We start from the raw sequence: 18772 nt of genomic DNA on the forward strand, positions 1-18772 counted from the left end.
TTTATTTTTTCTCTGAAACAGGATTTTCAACACGAATGACATCGTCTTCGCTCAAATTTTTACCTGATTGAATTTCAATGATTTCCAGAGGAGTTGAACCTGCATTCGCCAATACATGAACCAGCCCTGCGGGAATAAACGTTGACTGGTTTTCTTCAACGAAATATTCGCGATCTTGCAGAATCACTTTTGCGCGCCCGCAAAGTACCATCCAGTGTTCAGCACGCTGATGATGGATTTGCGCGGCGAGTTGCTTTTCAGGGCGCACAGTGACTTTACGAACGCGATAATCATCTCCTTGCACCAGCGTATTAATGCTTCCCCAAGGGCGATAGATCTCCTGGTGATCGCGGTGCTCAGTCCGTCGACTAGACTTAAGATGTTCAACCACTTTTTTCACATTCTGCACTTGGTCTTTATCAGCAATTAGAATCGCATCACAGGTCTGGACCACAACGGTATTTTTCAGCCCTAAGGTAGCTACCAGCGCGTCTTCCGAATGGACATAAATGTTATGGCAATCAAACTCGAGGACATCTCCTTGTTTTACATTCCCACGTTCATCTTTAGGGGAAATATCCCACAGCGACGACCATGAGCCGACATCAGACCAGCCAGCATCCATTGGGACGACAACAGCATGATCGGTATGCTCCATTACTGCGTAATCAATGGATTCCGCGGGACATTGCGCAAACGCCTGCTCGTCAATCCTTACAAAATCTAGATCTTGATGGGTCTGCGTCATCGCATTTTCGCACTGCACATAAATATCGGGTCGGTATTTTTTTAATTCTGCCAGGTAACTTTCGGCTTTGAACATGAACAAGCCGCTATTCCAGTAGTATTCACCGCTGGAGTAATAGTCACATGCAATTTCATAGCTCGGTTTTTCGACAAACTCGGCAACAACAAATGCATCATTACCTTGCGACTGTCCACGGCGAATATAGCCATATCCGGTTTCCGGACGTGAGGGAACAATGCCAAAAGTAACTAGTTTACCGCGTTCAGCATAGGCCACAGCTTGCGTAACAGAAGTGATAAAGGCATCCTCATTCTGAATGACATGATCAGCCGCGAGCACCAACATGATATTGTCAACATTCTGTTGCTTGTTTTGGAGGAGCGTAAACGCCGCTAAGGCGATGGCGGGTGCGGTATTACGACCAGAAGGCTCCAGAATAATATTGTCCGACAATTGGTCGATAGCTCGCAGTTGCTCTGCAACCAGAAACCGATGCTCGTTATTACAGATGACGACAGGCGGACACGTCTGTAATTTTTCCAGGCGCTTAACTGTTTGTTGCAGCATGGTTATGCTGCCACCAACCTGAAGAAACTGTTTTGGATACATTTCTCGCGAAAGTGGCCATAAACGGCTTCCGCTGCCGCCAGCCATGATCACAGGTATAATATTTTTCATAGCGCTACCAATATTAACGTTTTACCTGTCGATAATGGCAAAACTCCGTCCATTTTGATTCGACATACTCTTTTATTTCACGCTCAAAACGCTGCTGTGAAAAACGTTCAGCATTTTTACGGCATGATTCTGGTGTAAATGCAACCGAGCTTTTTTCGAAGATTTCAACAGCTTCAATAATAGCGCTGGCGGTTTGTTCCATAAAGAAAATACCTGTCGGGTTACTGTGTTCAGGCGGGATGACTGTCTCAAGCGCACCACCTTTACCAAACGCGATAACAGGCGTACCGCAAGCCTGCGCCTCAACGGGAATAATGCCGAAATCCTCTTCTGCTGCAAAAACAAAAGCTTTTGCGTTTTGCATATGCTCGCGCAGAACAGCAAATGGCTGATACCCCATCAAGGTGACATTGGCTGCGGCAATCTTTTTTATTTTTTCGAAATCAGGACCGTCACCAATTACAATCAGTTTTTTGTCAGGCATGGCATTAAAAGCTTCAACAATCAGAGCAATTCTTTTATAAGGAACCATTCTCGACGCTGTAAGATAAAAATCAAACTTTTCATTTCTCAACTCGAATTCATCCACAGCCACTGGTGGATAAATAACATCAGCCTCTCGTCCGTATACTTTCTTAATCCTGCGTGCAATGTATTGTGAATTAGCTAAAAAATGATCTACGCCATTCGGTGTGCGACAATCCCATATACGCATTTTGTGCAGAATCCATTTAGCCAACCAGCCTTTCAATCCTTTATTAAGTCCGGATTCACGCAAATACTGATGTTGAAGATCCCAAGCATACCGGATAGGTGAGTGCACATAACTTATATGTAACTGATCCGGGCCAGTAATTACCCCTTTGGCCACGGCATGCGCACTTGAAATTACTATATCGGCACCAGAAACATCTAACTGTTCAATCGCCAGAGGCATCAATGGCAAATATTTCTGATAATATTTTTGTGCCTTGGGTAAGTGTTGAATAAAGGTAGTCTTCGCTCTTTTATTCATGAACTTTGCACGTTGTTCCGGAGTAAGAAAATCCACCACCGAAAAAAGATCCGCCTCTGGGAAAACTTTTAATATTTGCGCGGAAACTTGCTCTGAACCTGCATAGCTTAACAGCCACTCATGAACAAGGGATATTTTAACATCGTTTTTCATTGATAAAACCTTGTCATTATTGCATGACTTTGCGGATAGCTTTATAGATAAAACGCGCATTGGATCTCAACGTGCAGTTAAGAAAATAGAACGCAAGCGGCACGGGATGGCTCATTAATCCTAGCGCGGAGAGCTCCTGCTTTAATTCTTTATTAACTTTGATACTTTGCCCCGCATTCATTTCAAAAATATGGAATGACTGTCTGGTAGTAAGCTCATGTTTTAACGGTGTATAAAGATCGACATTATATGCGGCACCCACGCTTTTTGCTATGGTGAGAACGCCGCGCCACATCGCAGCACGCCCGCGGGCGGTGTAACTGCCAGGGACATGGACTTCTTTGTCGTCCGCAGCCTGACCAAACATAGGCGGATTATCAGCACGCCCCCCGATAATTGGCCGGGAGATATAGCCGATACCTTCACCTATAAAAGCAGATGCAGCTAAATAGATTTGATAATAGAGTGAACCATCGAATTCTTCCGTATGTAAAGATCTGGCGAAAGGAACATTCACAATCAACCCACCGACAAAACCTGCGGCCCTGAAAATCATTTTGGGTTCTGATGCTCCCCATTTATAAACTGAGTCTTTATCGCTCAGCGAAGACAAGCCAATGGGATTGTAAATATCATGATTAAAGCGCAAAAAAGCACGTGAAATAAAATTGATTCGTGGGTTTTTTGCTATATAATCTTTAACTTCTGAAATAGCATTAGGCAATAACAGATCATCATTACCCATAATTACCGCCCATTCGCATGAGGCGCTTTCGATGCATTTTCTCAAATTCTTATCATAACCAAGATTCAACTCATTAATAATAAAAGTAAGTTTTATTTTATTATTTTCGTACTCACTTCGAAAAGAATCAACCATATTTTGAATATTTAGTTTTTCCGGAGAATTATCTTCGCAGATTAGCACTTCATCAGGATAAACCTCTTGTGATAGTACAGAGCTAAGGAGTTCTTTTAACTCCTGAACCCGATTATAACTTGGTATAACAACTGAAATTGTTGCGGCATTATCCATTAGTCAGTTTCCTTATGAATCTTGCTGGATTTCCTGCAATGAGACTATTTTCTTCGAAGTGGCCTTTCACAACTGAGTTCGCTGCGATGATTGAACCTTTACCAACGGATGTACCGGCTAATATGACCACATTGTCGCAAACCCAGATATTATTACCAATTTTTATCTCTGCAATATCATCTAAATCACGTGATGCCGGAGGAATATGAGCCTCATATTTTGCAGGACGAGTTGAACCATGGGAATGATCACCAATATAAATATTAGAACCTAATAAAACATTATCTCCAATATCAATCTTTTTCACAGCTGATATATGAACATTACAACTCATCATTACATTTTCACCAAAAATGATTTCTGGAGTGAAGTTTTGTGTTTTATATTTATCTACTGCTTGTATCCAACAATTGTCTCCGATAGAGCAATTTGTCATCTTCATATACTTCGCGCCGAAAATTTTGGGATTACTACCCAGAATTCGTATAGATAACTTGCGAGTTAAACTGTAATACAAGGCACGTAATCTGCCCTTAACTTTATAGATTAGCATAGCTTACTTCCCGCACTCCAAGAGTGATTCTCTTCTTGTGATTATCGTTTCGCTGTAAATAATAAAACACACAATCCAAAATAAAACAGAAAGGATACCCGCCTGGAACGAAGAACTCACCGCCGCAGATAACCAGTACAAAAAAAATAATGCAAAGAAAAACTGCCGTGCTCCCTTTGTTTTTTTATAAAAAACTCTGAATTGATATAATATTAACAATTGGAACATCAAGCCGCCAAAAATGCCAGCTTCTAACATACCATGGAAGATAAAGTTATCAGTGTTAATTCTTTCTGTCGTTTGTGAGAGCGTGCTTCCTGCACCTTGAGATCCCAGGCCTTCACCTAGTGGATGGTTGACTAGAAAATCAATCGAGTTTGACGCCATATCAAAACGTTGCGTCGTGGAGTACTTTGAACCTTTATCACTGTCGGTGAAGCGTCCAATAAATATATCTGAATAACTACTCAACGAAATAGCAACCAGCAGCACGAAAGCCATTAATGAAGCGCTGGCTTTCACGATAATCTTGCTCCGGCATAAAAAAATCAGCCCAGAACATATTAAGGCAATGATCGCTCCGCGAGTAATTGACATAAAGCAGGCGATGATGGCCAATATGGCACCTAATAGGTTTGTATATTTTGAACCATATTTACTAAAAATGTTATAAACAAAGAAGATGAAAGCGATAACCATCAAGTAACCGAAAGCCAATGCATCGGCAAATCCACCATTGGCTCTCACTAAATCATAATATCGGTTAATCAATGAAAAATTATCTCCCCCATAGTTGGGGTTGTAACCAAGCATTAAGGTAAAATTTCCGCCAGTTACAACATCAATAATCGCAATCGAGCTGGTTATAAGAAAAACCACTGTCAATACTCGCTTTAAAAAAAAGGCAATTCTACGCCAGCGATCATTGTCATAATCATTATTAAAATAACAGGCAAGAATACTAAAAACCATTGGGTAGAAAACCAGAGCATGCAATCCTAGAACTACTTGCAAAATATTTGAGCGATTATCTATAATCGAAAGCAGAGTACCTGATAGCATCAGGATAAAGAGCGTGATTAAACTCCCGTTGACTTTAAAGCTTCCAGATAGAAATAGCGTATAGATGATTATTACATAAAACAGAAGAATGGCCACACACCGAATAAGTGGGCCTATTGGCATATCAGAGACTTTAGGAAGCCATGAGCTAAGATAAGGTGAACCAACAGTTGTCATTATCAAAAAAAGAAGTATTCTTTCAAACGAAACTATGTTTAACATTATTAGACATTCCATACATGTTGGTGAATAAAAAACACTTCCTTAATGACCGTCTAATTAAAAAAGATTTTATACAAAAGATAAAAACCTTTGGCACATAATTAGAAATGATAACAATGCGATTATTAAATAATTCTACATTAATACTTTTCTCATTAAAAACTCTCTTTTATAATCATGACCTTTCAAATAGTATTATCAAAATACTGGTTATGATTTATGGTCATGGATAAAAATGTTTTTCGCTAGTACAATCGGCATTGTATCTATTCATTATGAAATTAATATTTACTCATTTAATATCAAAAAAATCTTATAACATTAAAAAATCATAAGGTAAACGAAGGTGATTCGTAAAGCTATTTCAACATCATACATTAAATATACATATTTTTGTTCATCATCAATCTTAAATAAACAATACTTCAAGGGCGAAATATCAACTCCCTTAAAAAATTCAGTCACCATTAAAAGAATTTGGAAATTCACTGATAAGTAATTCTATATCACGCACTTGCGTATGCGCCGAGCATTTTTCCAAGGCATACTCCCGAGCATATTTTTTTTGAGCTTCTAAGGATGAATCATTCAACTGTAACAAATTCAAAATTGCTTCTGCGAGCGCATTAGAATTAACTTCTTGTGCCAGAAATCCATTTCGACCATCAATAATAAGATCCTCTGCCACACCAACTTTAAAAGCAACAACAGGAACACCGGACATCAACGCCTCATTTATCATCATCGGACCAGCATCTTCTATCGAAGGGCAAATGAAACCGTCTGCGAAGTTGTATAAGAATGGATACTTATCTTTGTCACTAATAAACCCGATATTGATGACCGGAATATCCTCAGGTAACTGAAGTTCGGCCTTATTTCCCACAGTCAAAAGAGAAACTTTACTAAGATGCTCAGGATGGTTTTTTTTAATTACATTAAGAGCTTCAACAACATATTTCACCCCCTTTCTAGGGTCACCGAGAGACTGTGCACCTAAAAAAATTACTCGCCGCCCTTCCGGAATATTAATTTGAATATGTTTCTTGGCTGAATCAAGAGGGCGAGGGCAAAATATATTCTCGTCGATACCTATAATTGCTTTTTTAATACCTAACTTTGCTTTTATTCCACTTCGATTACAACGCTCGTCAAGCCATTTACTTGCCGACAAGAAAAAACAGTCCATTTCTTGATAATATTTTTTCCTGTTGTTAAAAACGTAAGCCGGAAGTTTAATTAAATTGGGGAGTTTCATAGCCGGGCAATTATCGCAACCATCTATATAGCCTTCACATTTCCATGGGTAATGGCACCCACCTGTGAACATAGCCGCATCCATGAGATAAAATGCAACAGGGCATTGGTATTTCTTTTGTATTATATATATATCATAATCAGAAAGAAAACCTGAAACGTAATAAATAATTATTAAATCTGGTTTTTTCTTATAACTTTTAAAAAGCTTGTTCAAACTAAAAGTAGAATTGTAGAATAAATAATACTTATTCTCTACATCATTCCAACGTACCAGAGACCGTCGAATTAATTTAATAAAAAAGTTGATAATCTTGTGTCTAATATGCTCCACTGAGATTACACTCTCATCATTCGATGTCTTTTCAACTACAAACATTGTGGAGTCATGACCATATCTTTGAAGATTTATATGCGTTCTGTATGCACCATAAAACGCACCTTTGCTATCGCCTGTAGATAAATGTAAAACATTCATGGTTAAACTCGCTTTGCTAATACCATTTTTTTAACTTCATATTTCTGATCGCGGCTATTAATGGCATACGTAAAAGATAAAGAAAAGTGGAAATAATAATCATATTAGCAACAGGAGGAAAAATGACATATATTATCCTATATAGAATAAAAATTTGGAGTTTTTGTATAATTAAAAAAATCAAGAAAGATAATATTAAAACAACCGAAGCCAAGGGTAGTAATAAAGATATATAACCTATAATTTCTTTACTTAAACAAAAACCTCCCCATAATATCATGAAAAGTATTGTATGCATAAAGTAGAATATACACGACCATTCTGGACCATATAATTTAGCGATAAGAATTGTTAACGGAATCGTTATCGCAGAATAAAATGCATATGCATAAAAATGGTACTTTAACTGACCTTTAGAATATAATAATATAAAAACAAAATTCATTATCCCCGCAAAAAAAGCAGCAGAGACCAACCATTTAGCATATAAATTAACAGCAAATCCGAGATCTTTATTTTTAAGCCACAATGAAATGAGATCGTTTCCATAAACGCACATATACGGGACTAACGGACCGAGAATAACTACATATCCGACAGAACTAATGCTAAACAACTCAATAAATTTATTGTAATTTTTTTCTTTAACCAGTGCGCTTAATCTGGGTAGCAGGAATTGTGATAACGGTGCAGTCAGTGCTAGCACGACCGCACTTAGTTGAGAACCAATTTGGTAATGAGTGTAGAGGGTTAAATTTGTGTATGTTGATAACGCGAGTTTATCGACTTGAGTAGCGATGACCCAAATCATCGACAAACCAGATAATTGCAATGAAAACTTAACTATATTTCTAAACGAAATACTATCGGTACTGTTTTTATCTCTTTCCGGATGTCGATTTATCAGTTGCCGATGCTGTTTAATAATAACATAAGCTACGCAGCCTAATGTCGCAATAATATCTATGACAGATAGAAATAACAATGTATTAAAAAAAGCAGGTAACGTATTTGAATAAAAGGAAAGGATTAGATATGAGCCACCATAAAATGCTGTGGTATATAACATGTTCCATATAGCAATCAAATCCTGTCGTTCCATACCATTTATAAAGCTTTGCAAATACGACCGCAAATATAAAAATGCAAGAATTATACCTGTGAGTTTTATACAATATACGGTTTCTTCTCTGGATAATGACGTTTGTAACCAATCGGTAACTATATATAAGGAAAAATAGTTAAAAACAAAACTAACAAATCCGGCAATGATAACAAAACCACATAATACTTTAATAAATAATTTGATAACCTTCATGAAGGTAACAAGGTGATTTTTATTAGTAGCGACTAATTTAATAAAAGTCCCGCTTATTCCTGCGTCCAACAACCCCATTAATGTTATTAGCATCGTAAAAAAAGAAACTATACCATATCTTTCCGTACCTAAGAGCCCAATAATCAAAGGGACCAAAAAGAGAGGAAATGCAACACGGTATAGTTGAGCCACATATAGAATAACTATTTTTTTAAACATAATAGCTCACAAAAACAAGCGGAACGCATTACTTCGCATAATAAAAGTCAATTATTTTTGAGCATATATAATCCACTTGTTCCAATTCTAATTCATAGAACATTGGGAGTCTTAGCAAACTGTCAGTGAAACGATCGCTGTTCTCGAGATCAACACTTTCGTTCTTAGTAAGATAATACTCGCTTTTATTCAATGAGAGATAATGAAAAACAGAGTATATGCCGTTATCCTTAAGATACTGAATAAGCCCGGTTCGGACATTTATATTTTCACAAACAATGTAAAACATATGCGCGTTATTACTTGCAAACGCTGGAATTGCTGGAAGTGCTATGACACCTGTTTCAGCAAGACGGCTGAGACCAGCGTAATATTGTTCCCAAAGTGATATTCTTTTGGTTTGGATGATATCCATGTTTTCAAGCTGAGCATAGAGATAAGCTGCAATAATATCTGAAGGTAAGAACGAGGAACCAATATCAACCCATCCGTATTTATTCACTTCTCCTCTAAAGAATGAAGCACGATTTGTGCCTTTCTCTCTAATTATTTCAGCGCGTTGTATATACTTATCGTCGTTGATGACAAGCATTCCCCCTTCACCTGAGATAATGTTTTTCGTCTCATGAAAAGAAAAAGTACCGAATGTACCAATACTGCCCAATGGCTTGTTATTATAATATGAGTCGATCGCTTGTGCTGCATCTTCAACAACTGGAATATTGAATTCTTTCGATATTGCCATAATCGCATCCATATCGCAGGCGACCCCGGCATAATGAACGACAATAATCGCTTTAGTTTTTTCGGTAATACTGTTACGAATAGCAACGGGATCAATATTTGGATTGTTACTATAGCTATCGACGAAAATCAATTTCGCACCACGAAGAGAGAACGCATTTACTGTTGAAACAAAGGTGTACGATGGCGCAATCACTTCATCGCCAGGCTGAATATTCAGTAATATTGCAGCCATTTCCAATGCATCAGTACATGACGTAGTAAGAAGTACTTTCTTAAAACCATATTTTTTTTCAAAAAACTCATGACATTTTTTAGTAAAAATGCCATCTCCAGAAATCTTCCCACTGCTAACTGCCTGCGCAATATATGTCAACTCATTCCCTTGTAAATAGGGTTTATTAAATGGAATCATTTTTCTTCCTTATTTTAAATCAGCAAAACTGCCAGCTTGCATATCTTTTAATGAAAGTATTAATTTATCCGATGGTATTGGCCATTCGATATTTAATGTTGGGTCATTCCATGCAATGCCACGCTCTGCTGCAGGTGCATAATAATTTGTTGTTTTATACAAAAATTCAGCCATTTCACTTAGGACTAAAAAACCATGAGCAAACCCTTCGGGGATCCAAAGTTGGCGTTTATTTTCTGCGGAAAGGTTAATACCAACCCAGCGTCCAAAAGTTGGAGAATCAAGGCGAATATCAACTGCGACATCAAACACTTCTCCAACTACACAGCGCACCAATTTTGCTTGTGAGTAAGGTTCGGCTTGATAATGCAGGCCGCGAAGTACTCCTTGCTTCGACTTTGAATGATTGTCCTGCACAAATGAGAGCTTACAACCGATACTCTCTTCTAATACTAGTTGGTTATAACTTTCATAGAAAAATCCGCGATCGTCGCCGAAAACTTTTGGCTCGATGATCAGTACATCCGGAATTTCCGTCTCAAGAATATTCATTTATTAGCCTTTAACCATCTTCTGGAGATACTGCCCATAGGCATTTTTTGACAGCGGAATTGCCAGCTTTCGCACCTGTTCAGCGCTGATAAATCCTTTACGGAATGCAATCTCTTCAGGGCATGCGACCTTGAGCCCCTGGCGTGCTTCAATGGTTTGGATAAAGTTACTGGCTTCGATTAAGCTCTGGTGCGTACCGGTGTCCAGCCATGCGTAACCACGGCCCATCATCGCCACCGATAAACGCCCCTGCTGCATATAGATACGGTTGATGTCAGTAATTTCCAGCTCGCCTCGGGCGGATGGTTTAAGACTTTTTGCCATGGCGACAACATCGTTATCGTAAAAATAGAGCCCGGTTACCGCATAATTACTTTTCGGTTCCAGCGGTTTCTCTTCAAGGCTGACTGCCGTGCCATTTTTATCAAATTCGACCACCCCATAGCGCTCTGGATCGGTAACATGGTAAGCAAAGACAGTTGCACCGCTTTCCTGTTTCACAGCGGTATCCATTAGCTTCGGCAAATCATGACCATAGAAAATATTGTCGCCCAGCACCAGAGCGCAGGAGTCATTACCAATAAACTCTTCACCAAGAATAAACGCCTGCGCTAACCCATCAGGGCTTGGCTGTACTTTATAATGGAGGCTTAAACCCCACTGGCTACCATCGCCAAGTAATTGTTCGAAGCGAGGTAGATCCTGCGGGGTACTAATAATTAAAATATCACGAATCCCCGCGAGCATAAGCGTGGATAACGGATAGTAAATCATTGGCTTATCATAAATTGGCAGCAGTTGTTTACTCACAACCATTGTAACCGGGTACAGCCGAGTTCCCGAACCACCCGCCAGTATAATTCCTTTACGTGTTTTCATTTCGTAATCCCGAGCAAAAATGCCTGCCCATAGGCACTTTTCATATAGTCAAATAGGCGTTGTGCTAAATAACTCAGCCAGCATACGTTTCACGCCGAGCTCCCAGTCAGGGAGAACCAGATCGAAAGTGTGCTGAAATTTATCTGTGTTCAGTCGCGAATTGTGCGGACGTTTCGCCGGCGTTGGGAAACTTTCTGTCGTTACCGGATTTAATTTACTCAAAGCGAGTTCAACTCCCGCTGCCCTGGCCTCAGCAAAAACCAGCGCCGCGTAGTCATGCCAGCATGTTTCACCACTAGCAACCAGATGATACAAACCGGCTACTTGTGGTTGTATCAATGCTGTACGGATTGCATGAGCGGTACAATCTGCAAGTAACTCAGCACCGGTAGGTGCACCAAACTGATCGTTAATCACCGAGAGTTCCTGGCGCGTTTTCGCCAGCTTGAGCATGGTCTTAGCGAAATTGTTCCCTTTTCCGGCGTAAACCCAGCTGGTGCGGAAAATAAGGTGCTTCGGGCAGTTTTCGCGCAGAGCAATTTCACCGTCGAGTTTTGTCTGGCCATAGACATTTAGGGGAGCAGCACTATCTGTTTCCACCCACGGCGTTTGACCATCACCCGGGAAAACATAATCGGTTGAATAGTGAACCACCCATGCATCAATTTTGGCGGCTTCAAGCGCAATAGCTTCAACACTTTTCGCATTCAGCAGTGAGGCAAATTCCGGCTCGGATTCAGCTTTATCAACCGCAGTATGCGCGGCGGCGTTGACGATCACGTCAGGTCGTATACGGCGCACAGTTTCAGCAACACCTTGCGGGTTACTGAAGTCACCGCAATATTCTGTGGAATCAACATCCAGCGCAATCAGGTTGCCCAATGGAGCCAGCGAACGCTGGAGCTCCCAGCCTACTTGTCCCGTTTTTCCGAATAACAGAATATTCATTCGCTGCGCTTCCCGTAGTTTTGTTCAATCCATGACTGGTAGGCACCACTTTGTACGTTCGCGACCCATGCGCTGTTGGACAAGTACCACTCAACCGTTTTACGGATTCCGCTTTCAAAAGTTTCAATCGGTTTCCAGCCCAGTTCTTTACTGATTTTATCGGCATCGATTGCATAACGGCGATCGTGGCCCGGACGGTCAGTTACGTAAGTGATCTGCTCACGATAAGAGGTCGCCTTCGGTACGATTTCATCAAGCAAGTCACAAATCGTGTGGACAACATCGAGGTTCTGTTTTTCGTTATGGCCACCGATATTATAAGTCTCACCCGCAACACCTTGCGTGACCACGGTATAAAGCGCGCGCGCGTGATCTTCGACATACAACCAATCGCGAATTTGATCTCCCTTGCCATACACCGGCAACGCTTTGCCTGCCAAGGCATTCAGGATAACCAGCGGGATCAGTTTTTCCGGGAAGTGGAACGGTCCATAATTATTGGAGCAATTGGTAACAATTGTCGGGAAACCATAGGTTCTGCGCCATGCGCGGACCAGGTGATCGCTGGAGGCTTTAGAGGCTGAGTAAGGGCTGCTCGGCGCATAGGCAGTTTGCTCAGTGAAGAGGGGCAATGGTTCGCCAGCCGCCACTTCATCCGGGTGGGGCAAATCACCATACACTTCGTCAGTGGAGATATGATGGAAACGGAAAGCAGCTTTGCGTGCTTCATCAAGCTGTACCCAATATTGACGTGCCGCTTCAAGCAATACATAGGTGCCGACAATATTTGTCTCAATAAACGCGGCAGGCCCCGTAATCGAGCGATCAACATGGCTTTCTGCCGCCAGGTGCATGACCGCATCAGGTTGATGCTCAGCAAAAATCCGCGCCATGGCGTCACTATCACAAATATCCGCACGTTCAAAAACATAACGCGGGTCATTATTTATTTCCGCCAGTGATTCCAGGTTCCCGGCGTAGGTTAATTTATCTACATTAACCACATGATCAGTAGTGTTATTAATGATGTGACGAACCACTGCAGACCCAATAAAACCTGCACCACCTGTGACCAGTATTTTCACGAGTTTCTTCCGCTTTTACTTTACTATGTATTAACTTAAGGTTAGTCAAGAGTAGGTTATTAACTTACGTGTATATATTTCAGACACGCTACCGCCCCAGGCTCTTCAGCTACCTGTGTACTGTGTGCTTTTGTCGGCAATTTATGATGTTAAAAACTGCGCTGCTCTTATTTGAATCTACCACTTGGCACAAAATGCTAAGCGGCTATTCTCCGCCGAAACAGGGACGGAAACAAGGAAAAATCTTGCTTACGTCAGCGCAAGAATTACCCATTCCTACCTTTTTTAATCGTTGATTTTATAATGGAAATAAAAAGGGCAGTAAGAATAACCAAAGGATCAAATGTCCTTCTGGCAACCCTTTCTGCCCTGCTCCAAAAATCTTAGTTACACAACATTTTTAATCTTTATTGTGCAAGCAATTTCTTAATACTTTCGCGGAATTTCTGACCTTCTTTCAGGTTACGCAGACCGTAGTTTACAAAGGCCTGCATGTACCCCATTTTCTTACCGCAGTCATAGCTGTCGCCGGTCATCAACATCGCATCAACAGACTGTTTTTCCGCAAGCTGAGCAATCGCATCGGTCAGCTGGATACGCCCCCACGCGCCTGGTTCGGTTTTTTCGAGTTCTGGCCAGATATCAGCGGAAAGGACATAGCGCCCCACTGCCATCAGGTCGGAATCCAGTGTCTGCGGCTGATCCGGTTTTTCAATAAACTGCACAATGCGGCTGACTTTGCCTTCCGTATCCAGCGGCTCTTTAGTCTGGATCACTGAGTATTCAGAGAGATCGCCTTTCATACGTTTTGCCAGCACCTGGCTACGACCAGTCTCAGCAAAACGTGCCACCATCGCCGCGAGGTTGTAACGCAGCGGATCGGCAGTCGCCGTATCCAGCACGATATCCGGCAGCACCACGACAAACGGGTTGTCGCCAACGATCGGGCGCGCACAGAGGATAGAGTGGCCTAACCCCAGCGGCTGCGCCTGACGCACGTTCATAATTGTCACGCCTGGCGGACAAATAGACTGCACTTCCGCCAGCAGCTGACGTTTAACTCGCTGTTCAAGCAGCGCTTCAAGTTCGTAGGAGGTGTCGAAGTGGTTTTCCACCGCGTTTTTTGACGAGTGAGTCACCAGAACGATTTCTTTGATCCCTGCAGCAACAACTTCGTCGACGATGTACTGAATCATCGGCTTGTCGACGATCGGTAGCATCTCTTTTGGAATCGCTTTCGTGGCCGGGAGCATATGCATCCCCAGACCGGCTACCGGAATAACTGCTTTCAAATTAACCATTATTTCTTCCACCTATAATAATTGGATGAATTATAAACCTTTAACCTGTTTTCGCCAGTGCGTTTGCAGCGAGGAAAGTGAAAGATGTTACGCCTAATGTCCCTGCAAGGCAGTAGATGTAATCCTAACCCCGGTGTTAAAGCACCAGGATTTATCGTAAAAGGCCATTTCCCGCGCTTAGAGCCGCTTCGCCGGCAAACGGAAGTTCAAATTATCGACATTCACCACATGCTGATCGACTCTGTCGATATCGACTGAACTTTGCCCGTTTTCATTGACTGCGTGAATATTCGCCAATGACAGCAAGGTGTCCTGTTTCGCCATAAAACGCCCGCGCACATCTTTGCGTAAATCGAAGTTCAGCTTCAGTGCCGGGCCGTTGGCCGCCTGTTGCGTCACGTTGATATTACGCAGGAAAAGATGTTGCGGTTTATTGTGCAACTCCAGCGTCGCGCTCTGCATTTTCACGTTAGTGATCGCCACAAACGACGTAGCATTACCGGACGAGATCTGGATACCGCGCAGCTTATATTTGCTGCTGCTGTTGTCCTGCTGGATATCGTTGAGTTTGAAATTCTGCGGGATCGACAAATAATCGCCTTTGATAACACCATAGCCAATCAACATACCGGCGCTATTGACCATTGAAACATTATCAATGACGAAATTATCACAGCCGTAAATCGCCACCGTCGCATTATCAATCCCGGCTTTCTTACTGAAATCCGGGGTGATGTTTTTCGCTTTCACATTGCGAATAATAAAATGTTTACCGTTTTCCACATGCACTAACTGACGGCAGTTGCTACCGGTAATATTCGCCACGACAAAGTTTTTAACAGCTTGATCTTCGGGGTAGTTATTGTCATAGGTGCTGCCCGCCAGGCCAATACCAATGCCCCAGTTAATCTTGCCGTTGGTGCAGTTAATATTATCAATCACATGGTCGGAGATCAGAATATTGCGGTCATTGATAGCCACATTCCATTCGATAGCATCACCTTGTAAGTCGCTGAAATGACCATTGGTTATCCGCACACCGTCTAGTTGATTGTGGAAACCCTGGCGTAAAATGCCATAGTTCGCTTTGCTCACCGTGATGTTATCGATGACCAAATTGCGCATCGTGCGCGCCTCTTTTCCGCCAATGTAAATCTGCATCACCGGGCCAAAGCCACTCATACTCACGCCCTTGATCACACAGTCTGAACCGCGCACATCCAGCGTGATGTTATAGAAATTACCGCCCTTCTCCCCCACCACCCGGCTACCGTCCTGTAACACAAAGCGCCCGCGCCCGTTACCTTTCAGCGCGCCGCGCACCAGCAGTGTTTTGCCGGCAGGAATGAAAATACCAGTGTTGATATTGTCGCAGACCACACCTGCGGGAACTTCCACCGTTTGCCCGTCAGCAAAAGCTTGTTTAAACGCCGCGGGCCAGTCATTGCGGTTGTAATCACTGATGCTGACCGTGTCGTTACGTCCCAACGCGCGGGCAGCGGGAATATGTAGCAAAGGAAGTGCCGCCAGCGCGGAACCGGCGGCCAGGAAAGTGCGTCGCGATAGCGCAGTTGCTGTTTTCTTCACGGTCATAAAACCTCTGTTAAAGCGTCTGCAACAGACTGGCAAGTTGCTGGTTGATGATCTTCTGGTTGAAGTCGTTCTCGACTTTTTCACGCGCCCGCGTCACCACCGGTGTTAAATCCCGGCTCTCCATATCACGGAAAGCAGCCAGACGCTGCGCCAGCGCCTCGGCATCATTTTCCGGTACCAGCCAGCCGGACTGTCCGGCCTCGATCAACTCCGGAATGCCGCTATGAACGGTTGAAACCACCGGGATCCCCACCGCCATCGCCTCCATCAGCGCAACCGGGATCCCTTCCATATCCCCATCCGCGCCGGTAACTGACGGCAGCAAAAAGACGTCGGCTTCATCAAGCAGCGCTTTCACTTCATGGCTGGGTTTAAAGCCCGGCATTTCAATCACATCTTCCAGCTGGAATTGTTCGATAAGTGTGCGTAAGCGGCGTTCCCATGGGCCAATACCGAGGATGCGATATTTGAAATCCACGCCGCGTTCTTTCAACAGACGGCACGCTTCAATAGCGACATGCAGCCCTTTTTTCTCGGTCAGGCGCGCCACAGAGATAATGTGCAATGGACTACCGGGGTTTTTCACTGAGCGCAGGCTAAAGCGGGCCATATCAACCCCCATGCGCGACACAGCAATTTTGGTCTCCGGGCAGCCCATGTTTTTCAGTCTGCCGGCCCATAACTCGCTGATCGGCAACATCAGATCGCCGCGCTGGAAAAGCTGCTGATACTCAGGCGTATAGTGGTTCAGCACGTCGCGATGCGAGATATCGATGCCGTGGAATACGGTGGCGATTTTGCCTTTAAGAACGCCAAGTTCCCGCAGTTTGGCGGCGGTAACGCCTGCCGGGCCAAAGTGGGCGATAAAGACATCGGCGCTGAATGTGCGCGGCGCGAGGCCGCAAATGGCTGGCAGGATCAGGTTGCGGGCTTCGTCACCATAGCGCGACATATTCAACGCTTTCCAGGTGGAGGATTTCCAGATACCCCGCGCTATCGCCTGCCCGCGATAGCTCAGTTTTGCCATCTTCCCTTCCGGCTCGGCCAGCAGCCAGTGCGTTTTTTCCGCCAGCCGGTACTCGGTATACGCCGCGTGTGTATTGTTCATATCGCCCTTATGCAGGGCGACAATCTCAACCTCAAAACCCATATTGATAAAGGCAACGATCTGGTTGAGCACAAAAGTTTCGGAAGATAAGGGGAACTTCAGCAAAAAGAAGCTGACTTTCATTTCACCCCCTGTACGCGATCGAGCACCGATTTGACCATTTTCATGCCATGCTCGCGCTCCGCCGCCACCGCCGTTGCCAGACGCTGGTTAATCGCAGGCAGTTGCCCCAGCGTGTCGGCCGCCATCGCCGCCAGCGAACCATCCAGCAGATGGCGAATGTCGACCGCCATTTCCGGCATCCCGAGTTGCTGCATGATGCCTGCCGACTTGTGTTCATAGTTGATAGCAATCGCCGGTGTTCCAAAGTTCATCGAGATAATCGCGGAGTGCAGGCGTGTACCCACCGTTAAATCACACGCGCCAAGGATCTTGCCCATCTCCAGATCGTTCAGTTCATCCATCACCACGTGGTAGCGCGACGGGTCGCTGACATACTGGCGCAGATTGAGCGCCACCATGCGGTCATCTTTGTTGTAGCTGTCGATACCGGTGCAGGTGGAGAGCGCAATAACCTGATAACCCGCATCAATGATCCGGTTTACCACCTCGGCAAAAGCCTGTTCATAGGCCTGTTGGGTAGTGTTGAGTCGTTTATCAAACGGCGCCAGTTCACGCAGCGTAATCGCCACGGTTTTCTCTTTTGCCGCCAGATCCAGCCAGTGCTGCACCGCATAGCTGGCCACAAAATCATGCTGATGGTGATCCACCAGCCAGGCGGTATCGACGCCCTGCTCGACTTTATCCGTGGTGATATTGCTCTGCTTCATCAGGTTCAGGCTGACTGTTTCACGCAGGATCAGCGCATCACAATGGCCAAAAACATAATTCGCCAGTTGGTTAAACGCCTCGTTCTGGAACGGTCCCACGCTGTGACCAATCATGTAGATCGGTTTTTTCGCCATAAACGTACACAGCGCGTGTTCAAACTGCGGCACACCATACAGATCGACAAAGAAAGAGCCGCCGACCTGAATAATCGCGTCATAGTCCGCCAGACGGCGGACAAAATCGGTAAACCCTTGTGCAATAGCGATATTGCGCAACTTCCCGGTATCCGTCACCCTGGAGAGCAGCACCTGGTGCTGGTAACGGCGGCGCAGCACCTTCTTCACGCGCCCCATCAATCCGGCGGCGTTGTTCTGCTCTTTCATCTGGCTATAGAGCGGGTCGCCCATCACCGGGCGGTTGAGTAACCAGGATGAGCTCACCGGATAGCGGCTCATCACATCCACCTCTGCATCCGGCTCAATCAGGGCAATCGCATCCAGCAATCCACGTAAAATAGCGCTGTCACCACGGTTGCCGCATGTGTGATTGCCAAGGATCAATAATTTCATAACGACCT

Annotated in this window: 16 protein-coding genes; all 16 read right to left on the reverse strand. The window is 43.7% G+C overall.

What is annotated here, in order from left to right; genetic code table 11:
* Window position 1: 1 nt before the first annotated feature.
* The 16 genes from H650_RS05215 to wcaK all read right to left on the reverse strand — a co-directional run bounded on the left by H650_RS05215 (window position 2) and on the right by wcaK (window position 18764).
* A complete protein-coding gene (locus H650_RS05215; protein ID WP_020454285.1) occupies window positions 2-1426 on the reverse strand; it encodes a mannose-1-phosphate guanylyltransferase/mannose-6-phosphate isomerase in 1425 nt (474 codons plus the stop codon).
* A gap of 13 nt (window positions 1427-1439) precedes the next feature.
* Window positions 1440-2594, reverse strand: a complete 1155-nt coding sequence (locus H650_RS05220) for a glycosyltransferase family 4 protein (RefSeq protein ID WP_020454286.1) — start codon at window positions 2592-2594, stop codon at window positions 1440-1442.
* Between the two features lie 16 nt (window positions 2595-2610).
* A complete protein-coding gene (locus tag H650_RS05225) occupies window positions 2611-3630 on the reverse strand; it encodes a glycosyltransferase family 2 protein (RefSeq protein WP_020454287.1) in 1020 nt (339 codons plus the stop codon).
* Entirely contained in the window at window positions 3623-4183 is a 561-nt protein-coding gene (locus tag H650_RS05230) for an acyltransferase (RefSeq protein ID WP_020454288.1), read from the reverse strand. Before H650_RS05230 ends, H650_RS05225 begins: the two co-directional genes overlap by 8 nt.
* Window positions 4184-4186: 3 nt before the next feature.
* Window positions 4187-5467: an O-antigen ligase family protein gene (locus H650_RS05235; protein WP_189660095.1), complete on the reverse strand. Its 1281-nt coding sequence runs from the start codon at window positions 5465-5467 to the stop codon at window positions 4187-4189.
* Between the two features lie 457 nt (window positions 5468-5924).
* Window positions 5925-7202 (reverse strand): glycosyltransferase, encoded by a 1278-nt coding sequence (locus H650_RS05240; protein WP_110093597.1) that lies wholly within the window; start codon window positions 7200-7202, stop codon window positions 5925-5927.
* Between the two features lie 16 nt (window positions 7203-7218).
* Window positions 7219-8739 carry a lipopolysaccharide biosynthesis protein gene (locus tag H650_RS05245; protein WP_020454291.1) on the reverse strand — a complete coding sequence of 507 codons (1521 nt, stop codon included), beginning with the start codon at window positions 8737-8739 and terminating at the stop codon, window positions 7219-7221.
* Between the two features lie 28 nt (window positions 8740-8767).
* On the reverse strand, window positions 8768-9898 hold the full coding sequence (rffA, locus tag H650_RS05250; protein ID WP_020454292.1) for a dTDP-4-amino-4,6-dideoxygalactose transaminase: 1131 nt from the start codon (window positions 9896-9898) through the stop codon (window positions 8768-8770).
* A 9-nt stretch (window positions 9899-9907) separates the two neighbouring features.
* The gene (gene rfbC, locus H650_RS05255) at window positions 9908-10450 is read right to left on the reverse strand and encodes a dTDP-4-dehydrorhamnose 3,5-epimerase (protein WP_020454293.1); all 543 of its coding nucleotides are present in this window, start codon (window positions 10448-10450) and stop codon (window positions 9908-9910) included.
* 3 nt (window positions 10451-10453) lie between these two features.
* A complete protein-coding gene (gene rfbA, locus H650_RS05260; RefSeq protein ID WP_020454294.1) occupies window positions 10454-11329 on the reverse strand; it encodes a glucose-1-phosphate thymidylyltransferase RfbA in 876 nt (291 codons plus the stop codon).
* Window positions 11330-11377: 48 nt separating this feature from the next.
* Window positions 11378-12277 carry a dTDP-4-dehydrorhamnose reductase gene (rfbD, locus tag H650_RS05265; protein WP_020454295.1) on the reverse strand — a complete coding sequence of 300 codons (900 nt, stop codon included), beginning with the start codon at window positions 12275-12277 and terminating at the stop codon, window positions 11378-11380.
* A complete protein-coding gene (rfbB, locus tag H650_RS05270; RefSeq protein ID WP_020454296.1) occupies window positions 12274-13362 on the reverse strand; it encodes a dTDP-glucose 4,6-dehydratase in 1089 nt (362 codons plus the stop codon). The genes rfbD and rfbB overlap by 4 nt, the downstream gene beginning before the upstream one ends.
* Window positions 13363-13769: 407 nt before the next feature.
* Window positions 13770-14663 carry a GalU regulator GalF gene (gene galF, locus H650_RS05275; protein WP_020454297.1) on the reverse strand — a complete coding sequence of 298 codons (894 nt, stop codon included), beginning with the start codon at window positions 14661-14663 and terminating at the stop codon, window positions 13770-13772.
* A gap of 177 nt (window positions 14664-14840) precedes the next feature.
* Complete coding sequence (wcaM, locus tag H650_RS05280; protein WP_020454298.1) at window positions 14841-16256, reverse strand: colanic acid biosynthesis protein WcaM; 1416 nt, start codon at window positions 16254-16256, stop codon at window positions 14841-14843.
* Window positions 16257-16266: 10 nt separating this feature from the next.
* Entirely contained in the window at window positions 16267-17487 is a 1221-nt protein-coding gene (gene wcaL / locus H650_RS05285; RefSeq protein ID WP_020454299.1) for a colanic acid biosynthesis glycosyltransferase WcaL, read from the reverse strand.
* Window positions 17484-18764: a colanic acid biosynthesis pyruvyl transferase WcaK gene (wcaK, locus tag H650_RS05290; RefSeq protein WP_020454300.1), complete on the reverse strand. Its 1281-nt coding sequence runs from the start codon at window positions 18762-18764 to the stop codon at window positions 17484-17486. Before wcaK ends, wcaL begins: the two co-directional genes overlap by 4 nt.
* Between the last annotated feature and the right edge of the window lie 8 nt (window positions 18765-18772).

This window comes from Enterobacter sp. R4-368 (assembly GCF_000410515.1).
Classification (GTDB): Bacteria; Pseudomonadota; Gammaproteobacteria; order Enterobacterales; family Enterobacteriaceae; genus Kosakonia.

Bases quoted from the DNA above. Each gene is read 5' to 3' on its own strand.
- H650_RS05215 (WP_020454285.1), bottom strand. From the start codon at position 1,426: ATGAAAAATATTATACCTGTGATCATGGCTGGCGGCAGCGGAAGCCGT.
- H650_RS05220 (WP_020454286.1), bottom strand. From the start codon at position 2,594: ATGAAAAACGATGTTAAAATATCCCTTGTTCATGAGTGGCTGTTAAGC.
- H650_RS05225 (WP_020454287.1), bottom strand. From the start codon at position 3,630: ATGGATAATGCCGCAACAATTTCAGTTGTTATACCAAGTTATAATCGG.
- H650_RS05230 (WP_020454288.1), bottom strand. From the start codon at position 4,183: ATGCTAATCTATAAAGTTAAGGGCAGATTACGTGCCTTGTATTACAGT.
- H650_RS05235 (WP_189660095.1), bottom strand. From the start codon at position 5,467: ATGTTAAACATAGTTTCGTTTGAAAGAATACTTCTTTTTTTGATAATG.
- H650_RS05240 (WP_110093597.1), bottom strand. From the start codon at position 7,202: ATGAATGTTTTACATTTATCTACAGGCGATAGCAAAGGTGCGTTTTAT.
- H650_RS05245 (WP_020454291.1), bottom strand. From the start codon at position 8,739: ATGTTTAAAAAAATAGTTATTCTATATGTGGCTCAACTATACCGTGTT.
- rffA (WP_020454292.1), bottom strand. From the start codon at position 9,898: ATGATTCCATTTAATAAACCCTATTTACAAGGGAATGAGTTGACATAT.
- rfbC (WP_020454293.1), bottom strand. From the start codon at position 10,450: ATGAATATTCTTGAGACGGAAATTCCGGATGTACTGATCATCGAGCCA.
- rfbA (WP_020454294.1), bottom strand. From the start codon at position 11,329: ATGAAAACACGTAAAGGAATTATACTGGCGGGTGGTTCGGGAACTCGG.
- rfbD (WP_020454295.1), bottom strand. From the start codon at position 12,277: ATGAATATTCTGTTATTCGGAAAAACGGGACAAGTAGGCTGGGAGCTC.
- galF (WP_020454297.1), bottom strand. From the start codon at position 14,663: ATGGTTAATTTGAAAGCAGTTATTCCGGTAGCCGGTCTGGGGATGCAT.
- wcaM (WP_020454298.1), bottom strand. From the start codon at position 16,256: ATGACCGTGAAGAAAACAGCAACTGCGCTATCGCGACGCACTTTCCTG.
- wcaL (WP_020454299.1), bottom strand. From the start codon at position 17,487: ATGAAAGTCAGCTTCTTTTTGCTGAAGTTCCCCTTATCTTCCGAAACT.
- wcaK (WP_020454300.1), bottom strand. From the start codon at position 18,764: ATGAAATTATTGATCCTTGGCAATCACACATGCGGCAACCGTGGTGAC.